Below are 17674 nucleotides of genomic sequence, written 5' to 3'. Positions count from 1 at the left end.
CCCGACCATCTCCAACCGCACCTCGGCCGCCCGTTGTCATGCCCGCGCCCGAGGGTCTGGCCGAACACGGACCCGTGTTCGGACGGAAGCGAGGGGCGGCGCATCCCTCCACCGACGGGGCTGACGGACAGGGTCAAGGGCGGCCAGATTTGGCTCGGCCCAAATCTCTGCCGGAAAAACCGGCGGGCGTAGCCCGACTGTTATTCCGGATGGCCCCCTTGAGGCTGGCCGGCAGACCTGTTCCAGGCGATCTCTGATATCCCCCGTCAGGACCGCTTGCGGTCCTGACGCCTTCCCGGGGACGCCGGCCGAAGGCAGGGGTTCCCGGGTACAGCGCAGCCTTCCCTGAAACAGGGAAAGGGCCGCCCCTAGGGCGGCCCATCTTTGAGGCGGACTATTCCTGCGGTTCCTTCGCGCTCGGCGGGAACATCACCAGCTCCTGGACCGCGACGGGGAAGTCGAGTTTGAGGCTGAAGAACTCCGAGCCGTCCCCGTTGCGAGTGTTGCGGAACATCGCGCCGACGCGTTGGAAGCGGGTGCGCTCCTGACCTTCGTTGTCGGTGAACTTGACGGGAACGGTGGCGACGTAGTGGTTGGTCATTTGGGTCTCTCCTTTTTGCGATGGGGATCACCCGGCACGGGGGGCAAGGGAGGTCCGCAAACACAAATGCGGAGGGTCCGCGCGCCCCGCGCGTGGAAACCGTATTTGTGTTTGCCGGAGCGTGAGCGGAGGGCACGGACCGCCCGACCCCGTGCGATCCACATCTATGAGCAAAGAGGGGAGACCCAAATGTGCACCCCGCTCCTCAGCCGCCATCGGTCCTGTCGAGTTATGTCAGACGTGACCAGGTCCGCCCCCGCTTCCAACGCGTCGGCGCGATGGTTCGCGTGCGCCCGATCGGCACGACCGCGATCGTCTGCCTCAAGCTCGGCTTCCCCGTCGCCTGTGTGGCGATCCGGGGCGGTGATACAGCCGCAGGTCTGGCAGCAGAGTTGTCGGCCCGGACGGGTCGCCGTCATCGGGCGGCGCGGTCGATGCGCTGCGCCCGCCCCAGCGATCTGCACCCGGACGGGCGGATCGCGGGGTTTCTGGCGCGCATGAGGGCAACCCCGCCGGCTGGCTCCGTCAGGAGACCGCCGCCGGGGTATGCCACTCAGCACGTCCAGGGGCCTCGTGTTCCGGGTGGAGGCCGGCACGGCCGGAACCTGCGAGCGCGGTGACGGCGGTGCAACCGCCGGCAGGGGCCCGGCATGACCGACGATCGATCACCACCGACCTTCATGTTATTTGCGTCTGACTGAGGGGCCACAGACAGTTGAGGAGCGCAGCAGCCCCGCCCGGCCTTAGCCGGGCGGGGCTGCACTTATGGATGGTGTCGCAGTCGTCGAGAGCGTGGAAGGGTTAGAGAGAGGGATCACCGGGCGACGGGGCCGCCCGATGAAAGGTACTGTTCAGGCGAAGAGAGACTCGCTGAGGTGCGAACAATGCGCACAGGCCTCCCGCCAGTGGAAATTGACGCTCCCGCCATCGATAGTCTCCCAATCGGTCCGCAACGCGTCTTTCCCGCAGGCGACGCAGGGGACGACATGGCCGCCAATATCGTGATGGTCTTTCCCGGTGGAAGTTCCGCGCTGCGACGTGCCTGTGCGGTCGCAGTGTCGGCAAAGGTCGTCCTCGGTCTTGTTCTCGTCGGTCATGATCTCATCTCCAGATGTTCGTGGACCACCACGTGAGTGTGGTGGCATGGCCGAATGCCTGGTTGCCGAAACTGTCCGGGTCAGGGACGGCGCAGCCGCCGGCGTGCCGGGCGCAAAAGTTTTCCGGGCGCATCGCCCACCACGGGGGCGTCATCGAACACTGGACCGCCCTCTCCTCCCCGGCCCCCCTAGCCGAAAAGTTTTGCGATCCTTGACGCGGACGGGTTCGGGGGCCATCCGGAGGATATGCTTCCGCACTCATGTGTGTGTGATTAACGACAGGTTTGCCCGACGCGAGCAGGCAAAGGGTGCTGCCCGGACGCGGGACACGAATGGAGCGGCGGGATCGTTTTGCCCCGCAAAACAGACCGGAGCGTAATCCGGTGGAGCGGCCGGGGCGCGACGTGCTCGCGAGACGGGCAAACCGGGACGCCGGGTGCTGCGCCGTGGTGAGGCCGCATGGCCGAATGCGCGATCGGCCTCAGGCCGATACCTCCACCGCGACTTGGCTTACTGTGCGGAGGAGACCGCCAGTTTACGGGCAGGCAGATGAAAACGACGAAAGGGCCGCCCAAAGGCGACCCTCTCTCATTCACGCGTCTGCCGTCTTCTTCGCCGGATCGGCGACCCGCATCACCGTCAGGCCTTTGGCTTCCGCCTTCTGCCCGAGGTTCAGTGCGACCCCGTTGCCGCCGAAGAGCACGACCCCGGTCGCGGCGAACTTGTCGTCCAGCATCTCGTCGTTGCATTTGAAGGGTGCTGCCCGCCCATGCGCGGACCAGCGCGGATCGAAGCGCGCCTGCGCGACGCCACGCGCCCGAGCCCACCGGGCGGCGATCATCTCGGCCCCGTGCTTGCCACCCTTGTGGCAGAGGAAGATCTCCTGGTTGCGGTTCTGCCGGATGCGCTCGCGAACCTTGTCGAGTGTCGTGAAGATGACGTCGATATCGGTCCAGTCGGTCGCCCCCGAGACGATCAGGGGAACCCCCTCGACCTTCGACTTCGCGGCTGTCTCGCGATCGTGCTGTTCCAGCAGCTGCCGGGCCTCGAAGACCGCTCCGGTCTCCTGAGCGCGAGCACTGGCGCGCGATCCCGCGGCCGGGATGAAGGCGTGGCCGGTCTCGACCTCGTAGCATTCCGCCGCCGCCTCGCTCATCACCTCGATGGCCCCGACGATCTCGCGGACCTGCAGGAAGCGGGCCTGCGCCTCTTCGAGCGCGGTCTCGGCGATCTCCGACCCGTCATGGGATTTTGCCAGGGCGCCGATCTTGTCAGCGGTGCGGTCAAGCTCCTTGCCCAGAGCGATCTTGCGGCGCTGCAGAATCGTGGCGAGCCCGTGCGCGAGCGGTTCGATCTCGGTCTCGAGACCGGTGCCGCGCAGCTGGCCAAGCAGGGCCTCGAAAGTCTCGCGGACGATGCTATCGGTCAGGACGTGATCCTCGGGGATGGGCAGCTCCGCGTCTTTCTCCGTCAGGCCGAAAAGTTCGATGGTCTCGTAGGCATTCGCGTTCTCGTATGTCATGTTGGTGTCTCCAGATGTTCGGGGAACCACCACGTGAGTGTGGTGGCATGGCCGTACGTCTGGTTCACCGAATCTGTCCGGGTCAGGGACGGCGAAGCCGCCGGCGCGCCGGGCGCAAAAGTTTTCCGGGCGCATCGCTCACCACAGGCGCGTCATCGAGCACTGGACTGCCTTCTCCACACCCGCCGGCCTCGCCGAAAAGTTTTGCGATCCTTGAGGCGGGCTGATTCGGGGGCCATCCGGAGGATATGCTTCCACGCTCATGTGTGTGTGTTTTGACGGCAGGTTTGCCCGACGCGAGCAGGCAAACGGCGCGACCGGACGCGGGAGACGGATGGAGCGGCGGGATCGTTTTGGCCTCTGGCCGAAACAGACCAGAGTGCAATCCGGCGGAGTGGCCGGGGAGCGACGTGCTCGCGAGACGGGCAAACCGGGGGCCTGGGTGCAACGCCGCGGTGAGGCCGCATGGCCGAATGCGCGATCGGCCGACGGCCGATATCTCCCCTGCGACACGCGCAGCCGAGCAGGGGAGGCCGTCAGGCATGGGTCGGTTCCCTCGGTCGGGGCTGACCGGCTTGCCAGATGCCGCGGATTTCAGTACTCTATTGGAGCACCAAGGAGTCCGCCATGAGCGTTCAAAAGCAATCCGTCAGCTTTACCGATACCGCCTACGCGTTCGCCAGGGAGCTGGTCGAAGCCGGAGAATATCCCAATGTGAGCGCGGCGGTTTCGGGGGAACTGGCGAAGGCCAAGGCAGAACGTGAGCGCGAACGGGCGGTGCTAGAAGCAGAACTTGAACGGCGTCTGGCTCTGCCGCTCGACCAATGGGAACCGGTCGGCGACGCCTCCGACGTCACCGCTGGCGCGCGGGCGCATCTGACCGCAATGACCCGCAAGGCCTGATGCAGTTCGTCCGGCATCCGTTCTTCGAGCGGGATCTCATCGGCATCGTCGATCACATCATCGAAGTCACCCAGGGCGACTCGGGAGCAGCTCTTCGGCGCCTGGATGAGGTCGATGCCTTGCTGCGATCCATTGCAGACAACCCGACATCTGGCGTGCGGCTTGAAGGAAAGCTCGAAGGCTGGCTCGTGCGACATGGCGGGTCCGGCCATCGTCTGACCATCGTCTTCAGGCCGGGTGTCGAGGCGGGTATCATCTACCTCACACTTGTTGCCTTTGGTGGACGGAACTGGATGAGGCTGGCGTCCACCCGGCACATGTTCCCGGATTTCTAGTCACCCATCATCCCGGCCGCCCGCATGCTGAACGCGTTCTTCTCCCGTCCGAAACCGACGATGATGTGATCGTGGATGACAATCTCCATCACCTTGCAGGCTTCAACGATCTTCCGGGTGAGATCGATGTCGGCCTGGCTCGGATGCGGATCGCCGGACGGATGGTTGTGGCACATGATGATGGCTGAGGCATCAAGAACGAGAGCCGAGCGGAGCACCTCGCTGACATAGACCGGAACGTGATCGATGCTGCCGCGGGTCATGACCCTGTCGCGGATCAGCTTGTTCTTCCGGTCCAACAGCAGCACCCGAAACACTTCGACGCGCTCGCGAACGGCGTTGAGCGCCAGGTAGTCGGTCAGCATGGTCCAGGACTGCAAGGCGGCGGTGGACCGGGCATGCCTGCGCAGGATGTCCCGCGCGGCGTCGATGGTGGCGATCTCGGCCTCGGAGAAGCCGGACCCCGGACGTTCGACGATTTCTTGGGGGTCATGCACGGTCATGCGGCATCCAATCGGTTGAGGGTTTCGCGGAGGTTCGTCCCGTCGGGACGCAGGGTGTGGCCGATCTCGTCTTCGAGAGCCATGTAGGCGGAAAGTAGGTCCGGTCGCAGCCGCGCCGCGCATCGCAGATCGGCCAGCGAGGACATGATGCAGAAGCTGCAGGACAGCCGCGTCATGCCGCGGCCATAGGCCCAATGTGGCTCCTGCCCCGCCGCGGCGATGGCGTCGAACACCTCGCGCCGGGATAGCTCATGAATTGGCAGCCAGTCGATCCAGGTTCGACCCGCCACGCTGTTGCGGTTGTTCAGCCTGACGACGTGACGGCTCCAACGCGCGGCGCTTTCCTCGGCGCGCATGCCCATCGCACTGACGATGCGTCCGGCGAAGCGGGGATTGGCCGCGAGATAGCGACGCAACTCCCGCTCGATCGGGCCGCGCTTCTGGTCGGAGGTGCATTGGCGGTATCGCGGGGAGGGGAACATGCCCCGTGCCCGGACCATCTCGAAGAACGACCGGCGCGGTCGTGCGATCACCGGCGGCAGCCCGAACGTGGTCTTCCGGATATGGCTGATCGTTCCCGGCCATTCCACGTCGCCGAGGGTGGCATGGACGATGAGCAGCTGGTCGCGCGGGATGCCAGCCTCAACCAGCCTGATCGACATGGCCTGACTGTCCTTGCCGCCGGAATGGTTGATCGCCACAAGGGCGCCGCGCTCGATCAGGTCGGTGATGTCAGCCGGAATGCGCATCGGAACCTCCGAACATGGCGGTCCAGTTGTTCCCGGCGGGTATCTCATCCCGGCGTTTCAGGACGGCGAGACGGTTCATCAGATCCATGATGACCGGCGTGGTCGGGTGATCCGCCCGATGGCCTCTCTGCGGCCGGGCGAGACTGGGATGTCCGTGTTTTAGGAGGTGAATCGCCGCCTCCAGCGATGGCATATGCGTCTCGCGGTTGGTGAGGTCGCGGGGCAATGCCGCCGCATGGGCGGCAAAGGCCCGGTTGCGCGCCGCACCGGGCCGGCGCCTGCCGATCCGGTGGGCCGCATCGACCCATTCGCCGACGTCGGACCAGGTAAGCCGCGTGCCGGGCGTCGTGTATTGATTATGTGTCATGGGAAGCCCCTCATCCTTGCCGCTCAAATCAAGCCAGCGATGACGAGGCCGGATTTCATGGTGGGACGACCGCAGGCCTCGCAGAAGCCGGCGCGCTGATCCGGTTCGAGATCAGCGGTGTGATCGCAATTGGGCGCCATGCAGATCGCGGGCACGATGCTGTCGAGCGCATAGTCCTCCAGGAAGTCCGCGACCTCGGCGTAACCTTCGGTCTCAGCGAGCGTGACCAGTTTGGGATGGGAGAGATTGAACATGGCTGTCGTCCTTCTGATGGGGTGAAACGAGAAGAGGGGAGCCGCGCTGCCGCGGCTCCCCTCACGGGACCTGCCTTTCGGGGACAGGAGGCGCGGGCCGGTCGGAGACAGGACCGGCACCGCCCCGTCAGGCCTGGTTTCGGAGGAGGATCAGGCCTGCACGGGTGAAAGGCGCCCAGGTTGCCCGGGACGCCCGTTCGGTGGAAGTCGTCGCGCGTCAGCCCACCAAAGCGAGGCCGGTGTTGTCAGACCGCTCCTGGCCGGCGCTCTCGACGAAGGGAATGATCGAGAAGGTCTGGCCGCCCCGCTGCTCCTCGTTCTGAACAGCGTTCACCCGCAGATCGCCATCGGGCGTGTTGATGAGGAGCGAGACGTAGTCGTTGCCGGTCCGGTTGCTCTTCGCCATCCAGGCCGAGCCCACGCGGATCGGGTGGCCCTTGGGCGAGCTGACCTCGATGCGGTAGTCGGGATGGGTCTCCTCGGTCTTGAACGCGTTCTCGACGAGGATGAAATCGAGGTCGAACATCATGTTGGCGATGTAACCGGCGAAGGCGTTGTCGGCATCCATTGCGGTCAACTCGCCCGAGATCGAGCCGGACTTCATGGCACCGTTCGACACCAGCGGGATGATCTCGAATTCACCGGTCATCGCTTCGCGCGCTTCCTTCGTCTGCACGGCGTTGACCCGAAACGGCCCGAGGCCGACATCGATCTGCATCGAGATGTAGGGATTGCCGGTGGTATTGCCGGTCTCGTTCCAGGCCGTGCCGATGCGCACCTTGCGGCCGGATTTGTTCACCGCGGTCACGTCATAGTCCGGGCTCCGCTCGGACATCTTCGTCCGGGTTTCGAGTTGGATGGCAACATCGAACCGGGTCGAATGGATTATGCCGGAATAGGCGGTGGCTGCGGTCTCGGCGTTTTTCGTCAGGGTTCCTGCGAACATGGGTCTTCTCCTTGGGTTTGCCGCTGCCCGGCTTTTTGCCAGAGCACGCGGGATTGCTTTTCGACCCCTCATGGGATCGCAAAACCGAAAGCCCTCTTTCCTTTCTCTCCTGACCGTCAGCCCGGCCCGGCGCTGGACGAGGTGTCCCACGTCGCCACGTGCGCGTCCCTCCCCTGCTCTGCCGCTGCACAGTGCATCGGCTCAGATATGAAGAAATCGGCCTCGGCTCCGTTCAGCCGTCGGCCGCTCCGGTCGGTCAGACCGATGGTGCTGCCGTTTGGCACAAAGGTGATGAGGTATTGGCCGAGACCATCCCGGTGAACCCGGTAGCCCTCGTTCGCCCAGTGGACGGATTTGCCGGCACCCACGGCGGCCTTGATCTCCGCAATGTTCATCTGGATCTCCATTTCAGTGTTGGCGGCAGAAACAAGAGAGGCCCGATCCGCGGATCGGGCCTCAGTGCAACTGCGATTGATCTACCAGTCAAAGGCCTCGAGATAGGGGACCGGCGGGACGTCCCGATCGAAGAGGACGCAGTCGCAGCCTGCATCCATCGCCAACGCCATGACCCTCTTGAAGGCGTCACAGTTGACGCCTTCCGGTAAGTCGGCGAGCGTTTCCGGGACGGAGAACAGCCAGCCATATTCGCTGAGCATGGTTGGCGATTTGGCGAAGAGCCCGTCTTCGATGGCCTGAGCGGTCTCCTCGGGCAAATGTGCGGTGCTGCAATCGTAGAACCTGCGGACATTGCGCATGATCAGCCCCTCCCTTCCATCCAGTCCTTGAGACCGAGGATCGTCCTGCCCGCTGCCACCTCTGCCATCCAGGCGACCCGCGGATCGCCGACGATATCTGGAGGATCAAAGTCGATCCGGCCATTGGCCATCCATGGCTCGGGCCGGATGCGGATAAGCCAGTCGGCGAGCGACGGGATGCGGCCCTGGCAATCCTCGCGGACATGCTGCTCGCCGATCCAGCGGGTCGGAATGACCCGGCCCGCACTGTTGGTCAGCGTTCTGCCGAACTGGCGCTCCAATTCGAAGATGCCGAGCGTGTTGTGCCTGTAGGCTCGGTGGACGAAGAGCGCGAGGTGCTCCTTGGAGACATCAAAAAACTCGTGCAGCGCCTGGTAGTCCGAAGGCTTGCCGCCGTACTTCCGGGCGGAGCTTTCGGCATGATGCAGGGGATGGGCCATATCAGAGCCCCTCGTCAAAGCTGTGGGAGCATTCGACATATCGGTCGGCGTGATCCAGCGTGATGCTGTCGGCGGTGACATCCCAGGTCAGCGTGCCATAGCCGCCCTCGTTGTTCTCGAAGCCCGGATGCTGGTGATAGGCGACGGACCAGGCGAAATCCTCGACTTTCGTGCGGAGGTCGTCGGGGAGTTCGATGCCCGCGGGCTGCACCGTCACGTCTTCGACATTGCCGGAATCGCCGTAGCCTTCGTATTCGGCGGCCACCTCGGTAACGCCGAGGGCACGCAACTGCGGGAGCAGTTCGCCCCTGGCAGCCTTGTTCGCGGCTTCGCGCTCGGCCTGCCATTTCGCCATCGTCTCGGCGAAGTCGATCTGGGGATCGGTCATGGGTCTCGTCCTTGTGTCTGGGATTTAGGGATGCGCCGAGGCGGTCGGAGACCGGCCACGGCGCCGGAACGCGGACGGGCTAGACCCCCTCCTCGTTCCCCCGACCCAAAGCCCACTTTTCCTTTCAGGCGGCGCGATCTGCCGCCGTTGGAGACCCTTCCCCCACGATCCGGGCCAGGATCGCGGCGGTATCAACACCCTCCCCGTGGGGCACGAAGACCCGGAGCTGGAAGGCGATGATCTCCGTGAAACACCCCATGGCCTTCAGCCCGTCGATCGTGCCCCGGTCGGCCCCGTCGATCTCGAGGCGGGCCGCGCCCGCGACCCGGCGGCGGGTGAGCGTGAGGCCCCGGCCCAGATCGACCGGCGCGGTGGACCCGAGCGCCGCCGTTAGCATCTCCTGCGGGGTTTTCGGGGTGCCGACCATAAAACGGGCTCTGAGCGCGGCCGCACCGTCCTCGCTGACTGTGCGGCCGATCATGCTCCCCTGCCCCTCGGGCGTGACCCGGTAGATGCGTTCGTTGCCCGAGGGGATGTCCTTCCAGATCGGCAGTAGCAGCCCGGTCAGCAGATAGAGCTTCGTCGTGGTCACCTTCGGCAGGCTATCGGCCTCCTCGTCCCAGAGGCGGCGGAACTCGGACGGCTCGATCTCTTCCCAGGCGGAAGCCTGGAACTTCCCTTCCTCGACATAGGTGGACCCGCTCGGCCGGGTCACCTTGCGCATGAGCGTGACAATCTCCTCGTCGTACATCTGCATCGGACGGGCTGAGATGAACGCCGCGCGACCCGACGCGCGGTTGATCATCGGCAACCTGTCGGGGTTCCGATCCAGCACCTCTTCTGCGGAGAGGATATGGACGGGGTCCGTCACCTCAAGTCCGATTATGCGCGTCACTGCTCTGGAGCGCGGACAGGTCCAGAGGTCTTCGGTCGAGACCTGCTCTATCCGCTCGCCACGCAGTGTCTCGACGCCGAGATCGAGCGTGCCAGCCGCCCGCGCCCGCTCGGTCTGATCGGCGATCCGGCTCATGAACTCGGCGAAGAGCGCGTTCTGCATGTGGATGGGCAGCGCCAGCACCCGGTTCAGGAAGCGTTGGATTGGTGGAAGCTCTTCGAGCAGCACGCCGTCCTGGTCGATCAGCCGCAAGGCGGTCCAATCGCAGAACTTCTCATAGCTCATGGCCCCGGCACGCCCGGCGGCCAGGTCGGCGTAATAGCCGCGCAGCGCACCCCTTGCGATCGGGCTCTCGAGATTGTCCTCCTCGCGGAACATGCCCTGCGAGCCGGTCTCGCGCTGGCCCTTGGTGAGCGCCCCCAGCTGATCGAGCCGCCGGGCGATGGTGGAGGTGAAGCGCTTCTCGCCATGCACATCCGAGGTGCAGACCCGGAAGAAGGGTGCTGACACTTGAGCCGAACGATGCGTGCGTCCTAGCCCCTGGATTGCCGCATCGGCCCGCCAGCCGGGCTCCAGCAGATAGTGGCGCCGCCGCTTCTGGTTCTTCGCCGTCTTTGCGGCATGATAGGACCGGCCCGTCCCGCCCGCATCGGAGAAGATGAGGATGTCCTTCTCGCCATCCATGAAGGCGCGGGTTTCCGAGGAATTGCTGTTGGCGCTGCGCTTTTCGATAAACAGGGCCCCGTCGCTGGATTTCAGGGATCGAATGGAGCGCCCGGTTACTTCGGCCACGGCCTCATCGCCGAAGGCCCAAAGGATCTGGTCGAGCGCGGCGGGAATAGGCGCAAGCGCCATCAGCTCCATCATCGCCGCATCGCGCAAGGCCTCGGCCTCGCGGGAGACGACCAGGGCACCGTTCGCATCCCGCAGCGGCTCGGCCACCATGTTTCCGTCGATCTCCACGAGCTTCTGGGCGTGGATCGGGAAAGCCTGTTCAAGATAGGACAGCACATAGTCGCGGGGCGTGAGCGCACCTTCCACCAGCTCGTCTTCGGGATCCATCGCCTCGAGGCGTCGTTTCAACAGGCTCTCGCCAGTCGAGACCACCTGGATGACGCAAGCATAGCCGTCCGCAACATCCTCTTCGATGGCGCGGATGACGGTCGGGGCTTTCATGCCCATCAGGAGGTGATTGAAGAAGCGCTGCTTGGTGCTCTCGAAGCGCGACTTCGCCGAGGCTTTCGCGGCAGAGGCGTTCGTCTGACCGGAGGCATCATTGACGCCTGTCGCGGTCAGCGCCGCTTCGAGGTTGTGGTGGATGGTCCGGAAAGCCCCGGCATAGGCATCGTAGATCTCGATCTGGGCGGGTGTGAGCGCATGTTCGAGCACGTCGTACTCAACACCGTCGAAGCTGAGCACCCGCGCGGTGTAGAACCCGAGCGTCTTCAGGTCGCGCGCCACGACTTCCATCGCAGCAACGCCCCCGGCTTCCATCGCCGAGACGAAGCTTTCGCGGCTCGGGAAGGGATATTCGGGCCCCTGGCCCCAGAGCCCGAGGCGGGAGGCATAGGCCAGGTTCTGCACGCTGGTGGCTCCCGTCGCCGAGACATAGAAGACCCGGGCCCGGGGAGCCGCGAGCTGCAGACGCAGCCCGGCGAGGCCCTGCTGGGAGGGTTTGACCCCCCTGCCCTCGTCGGACCCGGCGGCGTTCTGCATGGCATGGGCCTCGTCGAAGGCCAGCACGCCGTCGAACCCGTCGCCCATCCAGTCGAGAACTTGGCTGAGCCGGGTCCTCCCGCATTTGCCCGCCGACCGCAGCGTCGCATAGGTCACGAAAAGGATGCCGTCGCCCATCGGAATGGGTTGATCTGGCTTCCATTTGGAGAGCGGCTGGATGTCGGCGGGCGAGCCGCCGAGATCGGTCCAGTCGCGGATCGCGTCCTCGATGAGCGTGGTGGACTTCGAAATCCAGACCGCCTTGCGACGACCTGCGAGCCAGTTCACCAGGATGAGACCGGCGCATTCCCGGCCCTTGCCGCAGCCGGTACCGTCGCCAAGGAAATAGCCGAGGCGGTAGGCACACGCTTCCGGATCATCGTCGGCGCGGGTCATCCGGGTCTGGTCCTGGTCAATGGTAAACCGCCCCGGCAGGTCGCGCGCGTGGGCATCGTTCGCCATGAGGATGGTCTCGAGCTGGGCCTCGGAGAGATGGCCCTCCTCGATCAGACGGCCGGGCAGGCGCAGATCAGCGGCGGCTTCGCCGTTGGGTGCCGGAGGGGCAACCGAGGCCATGGCTATACTCTCGACCAGGGGGGTCGGATGTTCCCGGGCACCCTCAATCTCGATCCGCTGCGGACGATAGCGGGCATAGATGTCGGAGACGGGCGTGTTCTCGCGGGGGGTGTCGAGGCAGGTGAAGGCCAGCGGGATGGCGGCATGCGATTTGGGTTTGGCAGACGCCGCTTGGGCGATTGGGCGCTGACGTGCAACAGGGACACCGACCCGGCGCGACCCAGTCCGAAACTGCGCACCGGTTTGGATCGAGGGAGTGGCAGTGCGGGTTGCGGCGATATCATCGATGATTTGGCGCGCCGCGTCCAGATCGTCGACCATGGCACGGACGATCTCGATCTCCTCCTGCACCTTGTCGAAGACCATGAGCTGGGTTTCGACGGTGGTGCCGAGTTTGCGGTAAACGTGGCCCGGAATAGTGAGCGCGAGACGGGGCTTTGCGATGGCCGAGGCCCGTGCCCAATGGGCCGCGTCTCGTTTTGGCGAAAATCCCATCGGCATGATCGCCGCGAGACGTCCGCCGGGTGCCAGCCGTTTGGCAGCGCCGATCAGATGTTTCGCCGCAATGTGCTTGTCGCGCGACCGATCGACCGATGAGGCGAAGGGCGGATTCATCACGATGACACCGGGAAGCTCGGGCACCGTCAGGAGATCATCAATATGTTCGGCGTCAAAGCCGGACACCTCGCCCCCGAACACCGCCTCGAGAAGCGCCCGACGGACGGGATCGATCTCGTTCAGCATCGGTTTGCCACCCGCGCAAACTGCAAAACCAGCCAGCGCGCCGGTGCCGGCCGAGGGTTCCAGAAAGGTCTCAGCGGGGCGAATGGCGGCTGCGCGTATTACCAGTGCCGCAAAGGGCAGCGGCGTAGAGAACTGTTGCAGGCGAATCTGTTGCTCGGAGCGCCGGGTCTCCGTCAGGAGCCGTGAGGCGAGCAATCTGGCCGTCGCGAGCGCGTCCGAACCGCTGTCCCGCATGATCGCCGTCACCGTGGCGGCCTGCATCAGGTCATAGGCCATGCGCCACGACCACGCGCCGCCGGCATCGCTACCGCCGAAACTCTCGCGCATGATCCGAGCGAGCGATGAGCTCTTGAGCGGTTGCTTCTCAATCTCGCTGCCGATCAGGCGAATGGCCTGCAGAAGCTGTGGTTTCGATGGGAAATCGCGTGCGAGTGCCGGGCTTCGGTTGTCCATATCGTCTGTCCTTTGAGTCAGGTTGTGGGTCCGACAGGACAGAAAGCCGCCTCAGCGCTTTCAAACGCGCGGAGGCGGCTCAAGGCTGAACAGATAGCGATGTTGCCGGCGGTCAGGAATCGTTCCCGGCGAAAAACTCGGCCAGAACCGGACTCGCCTCACTCTTCGCCGAGCCGAGGAGCTCGGACCCGGCGAGCAAGGCTTTCGACAGACGCACGAGGCCGCCTGTCTCCTCGATGCGGTAGCAGCGACGCTTTTGCCCTCCGCGCCGGTAATGGGTGGCGGTCACGATCTGGCAGGTGCTGCCATCGCTCAGCGTGACCGGCGCAGCGAGCTTGATTCTGTCGCCCTCTTCGTAGTCCAGGATCGCCGCCCAATCCCGGCAGCGCTGACGCCAGGCATGGGCATAGCTGTCGGGATCCTTCAGCTCAGACAGTAGGGCAAGGAGGCTAAGAGACGCTCGCGACTCCACCGGCCCGGCACCCTCCTCCATGTCCTTGTAGCCCCAGCAGCCGTCGTCGTAGCGCGTCAGGAACACAGCGCCGAAGGTGATCGATCCGTCGTCGTCGGTGGCGTAGGTCGCGTCTTCCACTGGCGAGTCATTGATATTGGTGATTTTTGCAGCGGCATACCAGGTCGACCCGACCTTGCAGGCCTTGAGCAGCACTGTCTTGCGCGTATCCGTTTCGAACGTGCAAAGCCGGGCGATTTCTGCCTTCTCGTCCGCGTAGGTTTTGACGCGACGGTCGGTGTAGAAAAGCCAGCCCATTTCAGAGTCCTTTCTCTTGAAGGGAATTGTTGGTCGCCAATGTCCCGAGAGCGCGAAGCGCGGTAGGGTATTGGCGACGCGATTGTGAGAAAGGGCGCGTTACGCCGCCCTCTGATCATCGATCTCGAAGAGCGCATCGAGCGGCACCCGGTAAGGCAGCATCTCGTCGAAGTCCTCGCAATTGCCACTGTTCTGCACAATGGCGTGGGTGTCACTGGCGTCCTTCAGGATCACCCGGAACGTCCCGCCGAGACCGGAGGGGACATCATAGATGCCGCCGATCAGATAGTCGGCGGCGCGGCGCAGGAAGACGCGGATCGTGTGGCCGTCAGTGGCCAGCCGGATGATGTCATGACCGCGGTCGATGAGCATCTGCACGTCATCGAGAATGTCAGTGTAGAACTGGCCGGTCAGATCGCGAAACGCCGCCTGCCGGGCCGCCATCCAGTCCGGATCGCGGAAAGGGTTGATGCCCTCGGCGAAGGCGTAGGAGGGATCGGCGCGTTCAGTGGTGACGATCCGCGTCGTCGTGCCGTCGATCCCGTTTGAGCGCAGATGGACGCCATTTCCGACGATCAGGATCAGGGCGGGTTTGCCGACCGGCCCGTTCCAGTTGGGCAGGAAGGTGGAACAGCCGCGCGCATGCGCGATCTGCGCCGCGACGCTCGCCGCGGTGAAGCTGAGAAGGGACATGGGATTTACCTGTAGGTAGGAGGGAGGGGTGCGACCCGCGCCTAAGTTTCGGCGCGGGTCGCCTGCTCGATCAAGCCGCTTCAGCGACCCCGGTTTCGTCTTCGGGCGCCTCGGCCTCGCTGGCATCAACCGGCTCGACACCCGCCGTCTGCATCATCGGCGGGCACCAGGCGGCGACCGCCGCCCGCTGCGCATCTGTCAGCGTTGCGAAGGGCTCGGCGAAAAGCTTGTCGCAGAATTCGACGACTTGCTTCTTGGTCGAAGAGGCCAATGTCACCGCCTCCTGTGCGAGCCCCAACTCCTCACCGAGAATCTTCAGAAGCCAGGCCTTCTTGAAGCGGTTGAAAAGCGCCGCGTTCGGCGTCCAGTGCGCCCGGATGTCCGGCATGACCTCGATCTCGAAATCATGCATCAGGCTGTCGCGCTGCCGGTCCCGTGCGAAACAGGATTGCGTGGTCGCCGCCGTGGCATAGGCCACGAGTTTCGCCTTCTCGCGCGCATCGAGCGCCCGGAAGAGCGCGAACTGGTCGGCGGGAGATTTCGCGTCATTGGCCCAGGAGAGGTCGAGCGCGTCATGAGCCTCGGCCACCTGTTCGAGCGAGGTGCCGTCGATCTCGTCCATCTTCGCGTGACTGCGATATTCCTGGCGCGCATCGACCTTGATCGCCTGGGTGACGCCCATGCCGTGGTCCAAAACGTCGGTGACGAGCTTGAAGAGTGTGAGGTCGAGTGTGGCCTCCGGATGCATCGCCATGGCCGCGCCGAGCGCCATCGCGCGTTCGGTCTTCAGATCCTCGGTCAGCGAGGCGGGATAGGTGATCTCATCACTATCCGCCGTGCCTTTCTCGCCCGACGCGGTGGAAGCAGCCTTGCCGGAGCTCTCCGCCTTGTCTTCAGGGCGCACCATCCCGACATGCAGGGAGATCTTGCCATGCGACCAGGAGGCGATCACGCCGGAGCGCGCAAGATCCTCAGCGCTATAGGCCTCCTGTAGGTCCCGCGCCTCGGCCTCCAGCGCGTCCACGCGTTCGTAGAGTTCATTGTACGCCTCGTCCTCGAGCTCCTCGTTCTCCATCTCGCGCTCGAGTTTCTCAAGCTCGGCGGTGATCGCGTCCAAGCGCTTCTGGCCCTTCTCGTCGGGTTCGACCGGACCCGGATAGACCCGGCCATAGTCTGCCATGGCGGCATAGTCGTACTGGATCACCGCATCGGCCCAGGCAAAGCCGATCTCTGCCCGCGCCTCTTCGGCGGCAGCGGCGAGTTTTTCCAGCAGGATCGTCTCGACCAGCGCGGAATCCTCCAGCACGGAATGCTCGTCCAGGAGATCGGCCGCGATGGCACCACCCCGCGCCTCGTAGTCTTTCCGCACGAAGGCACCGATATCGTCGCTGACCTGTACGCCGCGCGACTTCAGCGCATTCCGGACGGTATAGGCCTGGACATAGTTGTCCTCTTTGGTGAGCGCCTCGAAGACCTCGCGTTGCACCTCCTGGCTCGGGTGATCGGCGAAGGCCTTCATCGTGTCGAGCGTAATCGATTTGGCGCGGGCCGCGGCGCGGATGTCGGGATGGATGAGCCCGTAGCGCAGCCGGCCTTTCACGGCGGCCACGGTCGTGCCAAAAGTCCTGGCGATGGTCTCGGGCGTCTGGCCGTCGACCTCCATCATCCGCGCGAAGGCCTCGAACTCGTCGATGGCGTTCATGGGCGCCTGGGTGATGTTCTCGGCCAGCGACAGCGCGGTGGTCACATCGCAATCGTCCGGGACCAGGCGGCAGTCGATCTTGGTACGGTTGGTGAACCCCTTGGCGGTCTTGTCCGCGACGAGCTCGAGGAGCGCCGCGTGCCGCCGGCCGCCGGCGAGAACGCCGAACTTGCCATCGATCTTCTGGACGAGCAGCGGCTGCAGGAGCCCCAGCACAGCGATGCTGGCCTTCAGATGCGCGATGTTCTCGGGGGCATAGGTTTCGGGGGAGTTGGTCCGCACGTTCGCGGGATGGGTGACGAGATCGCCGATGGCGACGGAAACGGGTTTGAACGCTTGTGTCATGAGATGTCCTTCTATGGGTTCTGCGCCACCCGGACGTCCCGGGCGGCCTCACCGATCCCCGGATCCGGGAACCAACAGGACAAAAGGCCCGCATTCCCTTTCATGGGGTCAGCGGGCCTTTCACTGCTCGGCAGGCTTGGCCCGCCCTTACCAGTCGCGCGCCATCATGACGGTCAGCACGCGCATGGTGGTCTTGGGGTTGTCGGGGGTCTCGGCACCGTATCGGAAGTCAGAGTCGGCCTCGAACATGTCGATTTTCCAGAACACGGTCTCACCGCGGATCGTGACCGCCCCGAAATCGTGCCAGCCCTCGGGATCGTTCTCAGGCTCGAAGGTCTCGAACGCCCCCGTGGCTTTCACCGCCTCCGCCATGAAACCGTCTCCGGCCTCCATGAGCGAACGGGTGACATGCATGCGCCCTTGGATCGGTTGATCCGGCGCGATGCCGAGACAGGCAAGCCTGCGGAAGGCGTCGTTCTGTGCGGCGATGGTGGCGGCGTCGGGCGGGGAGATCTCGGCGGGTTCAGGATTGCTCATGGGTCTGTCCTTTCCGGATGGGTTGAAACCACCTGACCCGAAGCCTTCTTTCCCTTTGCTCAGAGACATTCCCTCACGCGGCCCGATCGGCATCCTCCACCCTGCCCGCCTTCGACCGGGCGATCAGATAGTCGCAGGCGCGCTGCGCGTCCGCCGCATGCTTGAAGATCGCATTGGTATCCGAGCGCAAGACCCGGAGCCAGTTGTAGAGGTAGGCCGCGTTCATCTCGAGCGTATGCGCCGTGAAGCCGAGCTGTTGGCCGAGGAAACAGGACGTCAGCTCCGCGACATATCCTGACAGTCCAGCCCCATTCTGAAATTTTCCGGCAATGAGAACGGTTTTGGTCATGCCGCTACCTCCTCTGCATGGGGCTGCTGCGCATG

General features: G+C 64.6%; 19 protein-coding genes and 1 pseudogene. 2 read left to right on the top strand and 18 right to left on the bottom strand.

Features of this window, described 5'->3' with window-relative positions:
- Positions 1–394 precede the first annotated feature (394 nt).
- The 3 genes from F3H87_RS16280 to F3H87_RS16270 all read right to left on the bottom strand — a co-directional run bounded on the left by F3H87_RS16280 (position 395) and on the right by F3H87_RS16270 (position 3220).
- Positions 395–601 (bottom strand): hypothetical protein, encoded by a 207-nt coding sequence (locus F3H87_RS16280; RefSeq protein WP_027264456.1) that lies wholly within the window; start codon positions 599–601, stop codon positions 395–397.
- Positions 602–1452: 851 nt separating this feature from the next.
- Positions 1453–1698: a hypothetical protein gene (locus tag F3H87_RS16275; protein WP_027264457.1), complete on the bottom strand. Its 246-nt coding sequence runs from the start codon at positions 1696–1698 to the stop codon at positions 1453–1455.
- A 592-nt stretch (positions 1699–2290) separates the two neighbouring features.
- Positions 2291–3220, bottom strand: coding sequence for a DUF2493 domain-containing protein (locus tag F3H87_RS16270; RefSeq protein WP_027264458.1), 930 nt, complete (start codon positions 3218–3220; stop codon positions 2291–2293).
- 627 nt (positions 3221–3847) lie between these two features.
- On the opposite strand from F3H87_RS16270, the gene F3H87_RS16265 reads away from it, so the two are divergent.
- Together F3H87_RS16265 and F3H87_RS16260 are read left to right on the top strand one after the other, a co-directional pair.
- A complete protein-coding gene (locus F3H87_RS16265; RefSeq protein WP_027264459.1) occupies positions 3848–4123 on the top strand; it encodes a hypothetical protein in 276 nt (91 codons plus the stop codon).
- Positions 4123–4458: a type II toxin-antitoxin system RelE/ParE family toxin gene (locus F3H87_RS16260; RefSeq protein ID WP_027264460.1), complete on the top strand. Its 336-nt coding sequence runs from the start codon at positions 4123–4125 to the stop codon at positions 4456–4458. Before F3H87_RS16265 ends, F3H87_RS16260 begins: the two co-directional genes overlap by 1 nt.
- Here F3H87_RS16260 and F3H87_RS16255 read toward each other — a convergent pair.
- From F3H87_RS16255 to F3H87_RS16185, 15 genes and pseudogenes are all read right to left on the bottom strand, one after another.
- Positions 4455–4961, bottom strand: coding sequence for a JAB domain-containing protein (locus tag F3H87_RS16255; RefSeq protein WP_071974364.1), 507 nt, complete (start codon positions 4959–4961; stop codon positions 4455–4457). The genes F3H87_RS16260 and F3H87_RS16255 overlap by 4 nt on opposite strands.
- The gene (locus F3H87_RS16250) at positions 4958–5710 is read right to left on the bottom strand and encodes a phosphoadenosine phosphosulfate reductase domain-containing protein (protein ID WP_036051621.1); all 753 of its coding nucleotides are present in this window, start codon (positions 5708–5710) and stop codon (positions 4958–4960) included. The genes F3H87_RS16255 and F3H87_RS16250 overlap by 4 nt, the downstream gene beginning before the upstream one ends.
- Positions 5694–6077, bottom strand: coding sequence for a hypothetical protein (locus F3H87_RS16245; RefSeq protein ID WP_027264462.1), 384 nt, complete (start codon positions 6075–6077; stop codon positions 5694–5696). Before F3H87_RS16245 ends, F3H87_RS16250 begins: the two co-directional genes overlap by 17 nt.
- Positions 6078–6100: 23 nt before the next feature.
- Positions 6101–6331 (bottom strand): hypothetical protein, encoded by a 231-nt coding sequence (locus F3H87_RS16240; protein WP_027264463.1) that lies wholly within the window; start codon positions 6329–6331, stop codon positions 6101–6103.
- Positions 6332–6548: 217 nt separating this feature from the next.
- A complete protein-coding gene (locus tag F3H87_RS16235) occupies positions 6549–7277 on the bottom strand; it encodes a DUF736 family protein (protein WP_071974365.1) in 729 nt (242 codons plus the stop codon).
- Between the two features lie 116 nt (positions 7278–7393).
- Positions 7394–7672, bottom strand: a complete 279-nt coding sequence (locus F3H87_RS16230) for a hypothetical protein (RefSeq protein WP_071974438.1) — start codon at positions 7670–7672, stop codon at positions 7394–7396.
- A gap of 81 nt (positions 7673–7753) precedes the next feature.
- Positions 7754–8032: a DUF5983 family protein gene (locus F3H87_RS16225; RefSeq protein WP_071974366.1), complete on the bottom strand. Its 279-nt coding sequence runs from the start codon at positions 8030–8032 to the stop codon at positions 7754–7756.
- 2 nt (positions 8033–8034) lie between these two features.
- Entirely contained in the window at positions 8035–8472 is a 438-nt protein-coding gene (locus F3H87_RS16220; RefSeq protein ID WP_071974367.1) for a DUF6915 family protein, read from the bottom strand.
- 1 nt (position 8473) lies between these two features.
- Positions 8474–8860 carry a DUF6878 family protein gene (locus F3H87_RS16215; RefSeq protein ID WP_071974368.1) on the bottom strand — a complete coding sequence of 129 codons (387 nt, stop codon included), beginning with the start codon at positions 8858–8860 and terminating at the stop codon, positions 8474–8476.
- 124 nt (positions 8861–8984) lie between these two features.
- A complete protein-coding gene (locus F3H87_RS16210; protein WP_149788991.1) occupies positions 8985–13244 on the bottom strand; it encodes a strawberry notch-like NTP hydrolase domain-containing protein in 4260 nt (1419 codons plus the stop codon).
- Positions 13245–13356: 112 nt separating this feature from the next.
- Entirely contained in the window at positions 13357–14013 is a 657-nt protein-coding gene (locus F3H87_RS16205) for a DUF6927 domain-containing protein (protein ID WP_100931401.1), read from the bottom strand.
- A 99-nt stretch (positions 14014–14112) separates the two neighbouring features.
- On the bottom strand, positions 14113–14706 hold the full coding sequence (locus tag F3H87_RS16200; RefSeq protein ID WP_100931400.1) for a regulator: 594 nt from the start codon (positions 14704–14706) through the stop codon (positions 14113–14115).
- 70 nt (positions 14707–14776) lie between these two features.
- Positions 14777–16753, bottom strand: coding sequence for a ParB/RepB/Spo0J family partition protein (locus tag F3H87_RS16195; RefSeq protein WP_100931399.1), 1977 nt, complete (start codon positions 16751–16753; stop codon positions 14777–14779).
- Between the two features lie 147 nt (positions 16754–16900).
- On the bottom strand, positions 16901–17290 hold the full coding sequence (locus F3H87_RS16190) for a DUF3768 domain-containing protein (protein ID WP_100931398.1): 390 nt from the start codon (positions 17288–17290) through the stop codon (positions 16901–16903).
- A gap of 73 nt (positions 17291–17363) precedes the next feature.
- Positions 17364–17579: pseudogene (locus tag F3H87_RS16185) on the bottom strand (zincin-like metallopeptidase domain-containing protein); the annotation flags it as partial.
- Positions 17580–17674: the final 95 nt, after the last annotated feature.

The organism is Lutimaribacter pacificus (genome assembly GCF_900142185.1).
Classification (GTDB): Bacteria; Pseudomonadota; Alphaproteobacteria; order Rhodobacterales; family Rhodobacteraceae; genus Lutimaribacter; species Lutimaribacter pacificus.
Note: the sequence above shows the minus strand (reverse complement) of the source record. Positions and strands in the feature narration are given on the sequence as shown.

Excerpts from the sequence above, each read along its gene's own strand:
- F3H87_RS16280 (WP_027264456.1), bottom strand. The coding sequence starts at position 601 with ATGACCAACCACTACGTCGCCACCGTTCCCGTCAAGTTCACCGACAAC.
- F3H87_RS16275 (WP_027264457.1), bottom strand. The coding sequence starts at position 1,698 with ATGACCGACGAGAACAAGACCGAGGACGACCTTTGCCGACACTGCGAC.
- F3H87_RS16270 (WP_027264458.1), bottom strand. The coding sequence starts at position 3,220 with ATGACATACGAGAACGCGAATGCCTACGAGACCATCGAACTTTTCGGC.
- F3H87_RS16265 (WP_027264459.1), top strand. The coding sequence starts at position 3,848 with ATGAGCGTTCAAAAGCAATCCGTCAGCTTTACCGATACCGCCTACGCG.
- F3H87_RS16260 (WP_027264460.1), top strand. The coding sequence starts at position 4,123 with ATGCAGTTCGTCCGGCATCCGTTCTTCGAGCGGGATCTCATCGGCATC.
- F3H87_RS16255 (WP_071974364.1), bottom strand. The coding sequence starts at position 4,961 with ATGACCGTGCATGACCCCCAAGAAATCGTCGAACGTCCGGGGTCCGGC.
- F3H87_RS16250 (WP_036051621.1), bottom strand. The coding sequence starts at position 5,710 with ATGCGCATTCCGGCTGACATCACCGACCTGATCGAGCGCGGCGCCCTT.
- F3H87_RS16245 (WP_027264462.1), bottom strand. The coding sequence starts at position 6,077 with ATGACACATAATCAATACACGACGCCCGGCACGCGGCTTACCTGGTCC.
- F3H87_RS16240 (WP_027264463.1), bottom strand. The coding sequence starts at position 6,331 with ATGTTCAATCTCTCCCATCCCAAACTGGTCACGCTCGCTGAGACCGAA.
- F3H87_RS16235 (WP_071974365.1), bottom strand. The coding sequence starts at position 7,277 with ATGTTCGCAGGAACCCTGACGAAAAACGCCGAGACCGCAGCCACCGCC.
- F3H87_RS16230 (WP_071974438.1), bottom strand. The coding sequence starts at position 7,672 with ATGAACATTGCGGAGATCAAGGCCGCCGTGGGTGCCGGCAAATCCGTC.
- F3H87_RS16225 (WP_071974366.1), bottom strand. The coding sequence starts at position 8,032 with ATGCGCAATGTCCGCAGGTTCTACGATTGCAGCACCGCACATTTGCCC.
- F3H87_RS16220 (WP_071974367.1), bottom strand. The coding sequence starts at position 8,472 with ATGGCCCATCCCCTGCATCATGCCGAAAGCTCCGCCCGGAAGTACGGC.
- F3H87_RS16215 (WP_071974368.1), bottom strand. The coding sequence starts at position 8,860 with ATGACCGATCCCCAGATCGACTTCGCCGAGACGATGGCGAAATGGCAG.
- F3H87_RS16210 (WP_149788991.1), bottom strand. The coding sequence starts at position 13,244 with ATGGACAACCGAAGCCCGGCACTCGCACGCGATTTCCCATCGAAACCA.
- F3H87_RS16205 (WP_100931401.1), bottom strand. The coding sequence starts at position 14,013 with ATGGGCTGGCTTTTCTACACCGACCGTCGCGTCAAAACCTACGCGGAC.
- F3H87_RS16200 (WP_100931400.1), bottom strand. The coding sequence starts at position 14,706 with ATGTCCCTTCTCAGCTTCACCGCGGCGAGCGTCGCGGCGCAGATCGCG.
- F3H87_RS16195 (WP_100931399.1), bottom strand. The coding sequence starts at position 16,753 with ATGACACAAGCGTTCAAACCCGTTTCCGTCGCCATCGGCGATCTCGTC.
- F3H87_RS16190 (WP_100931398.1), bottom strand. The coding sequence starts at position 17,290 with ATGAGCAATCCTGAACCCGCCGAGATCTCCCCGCCCGACGCCGCCACC.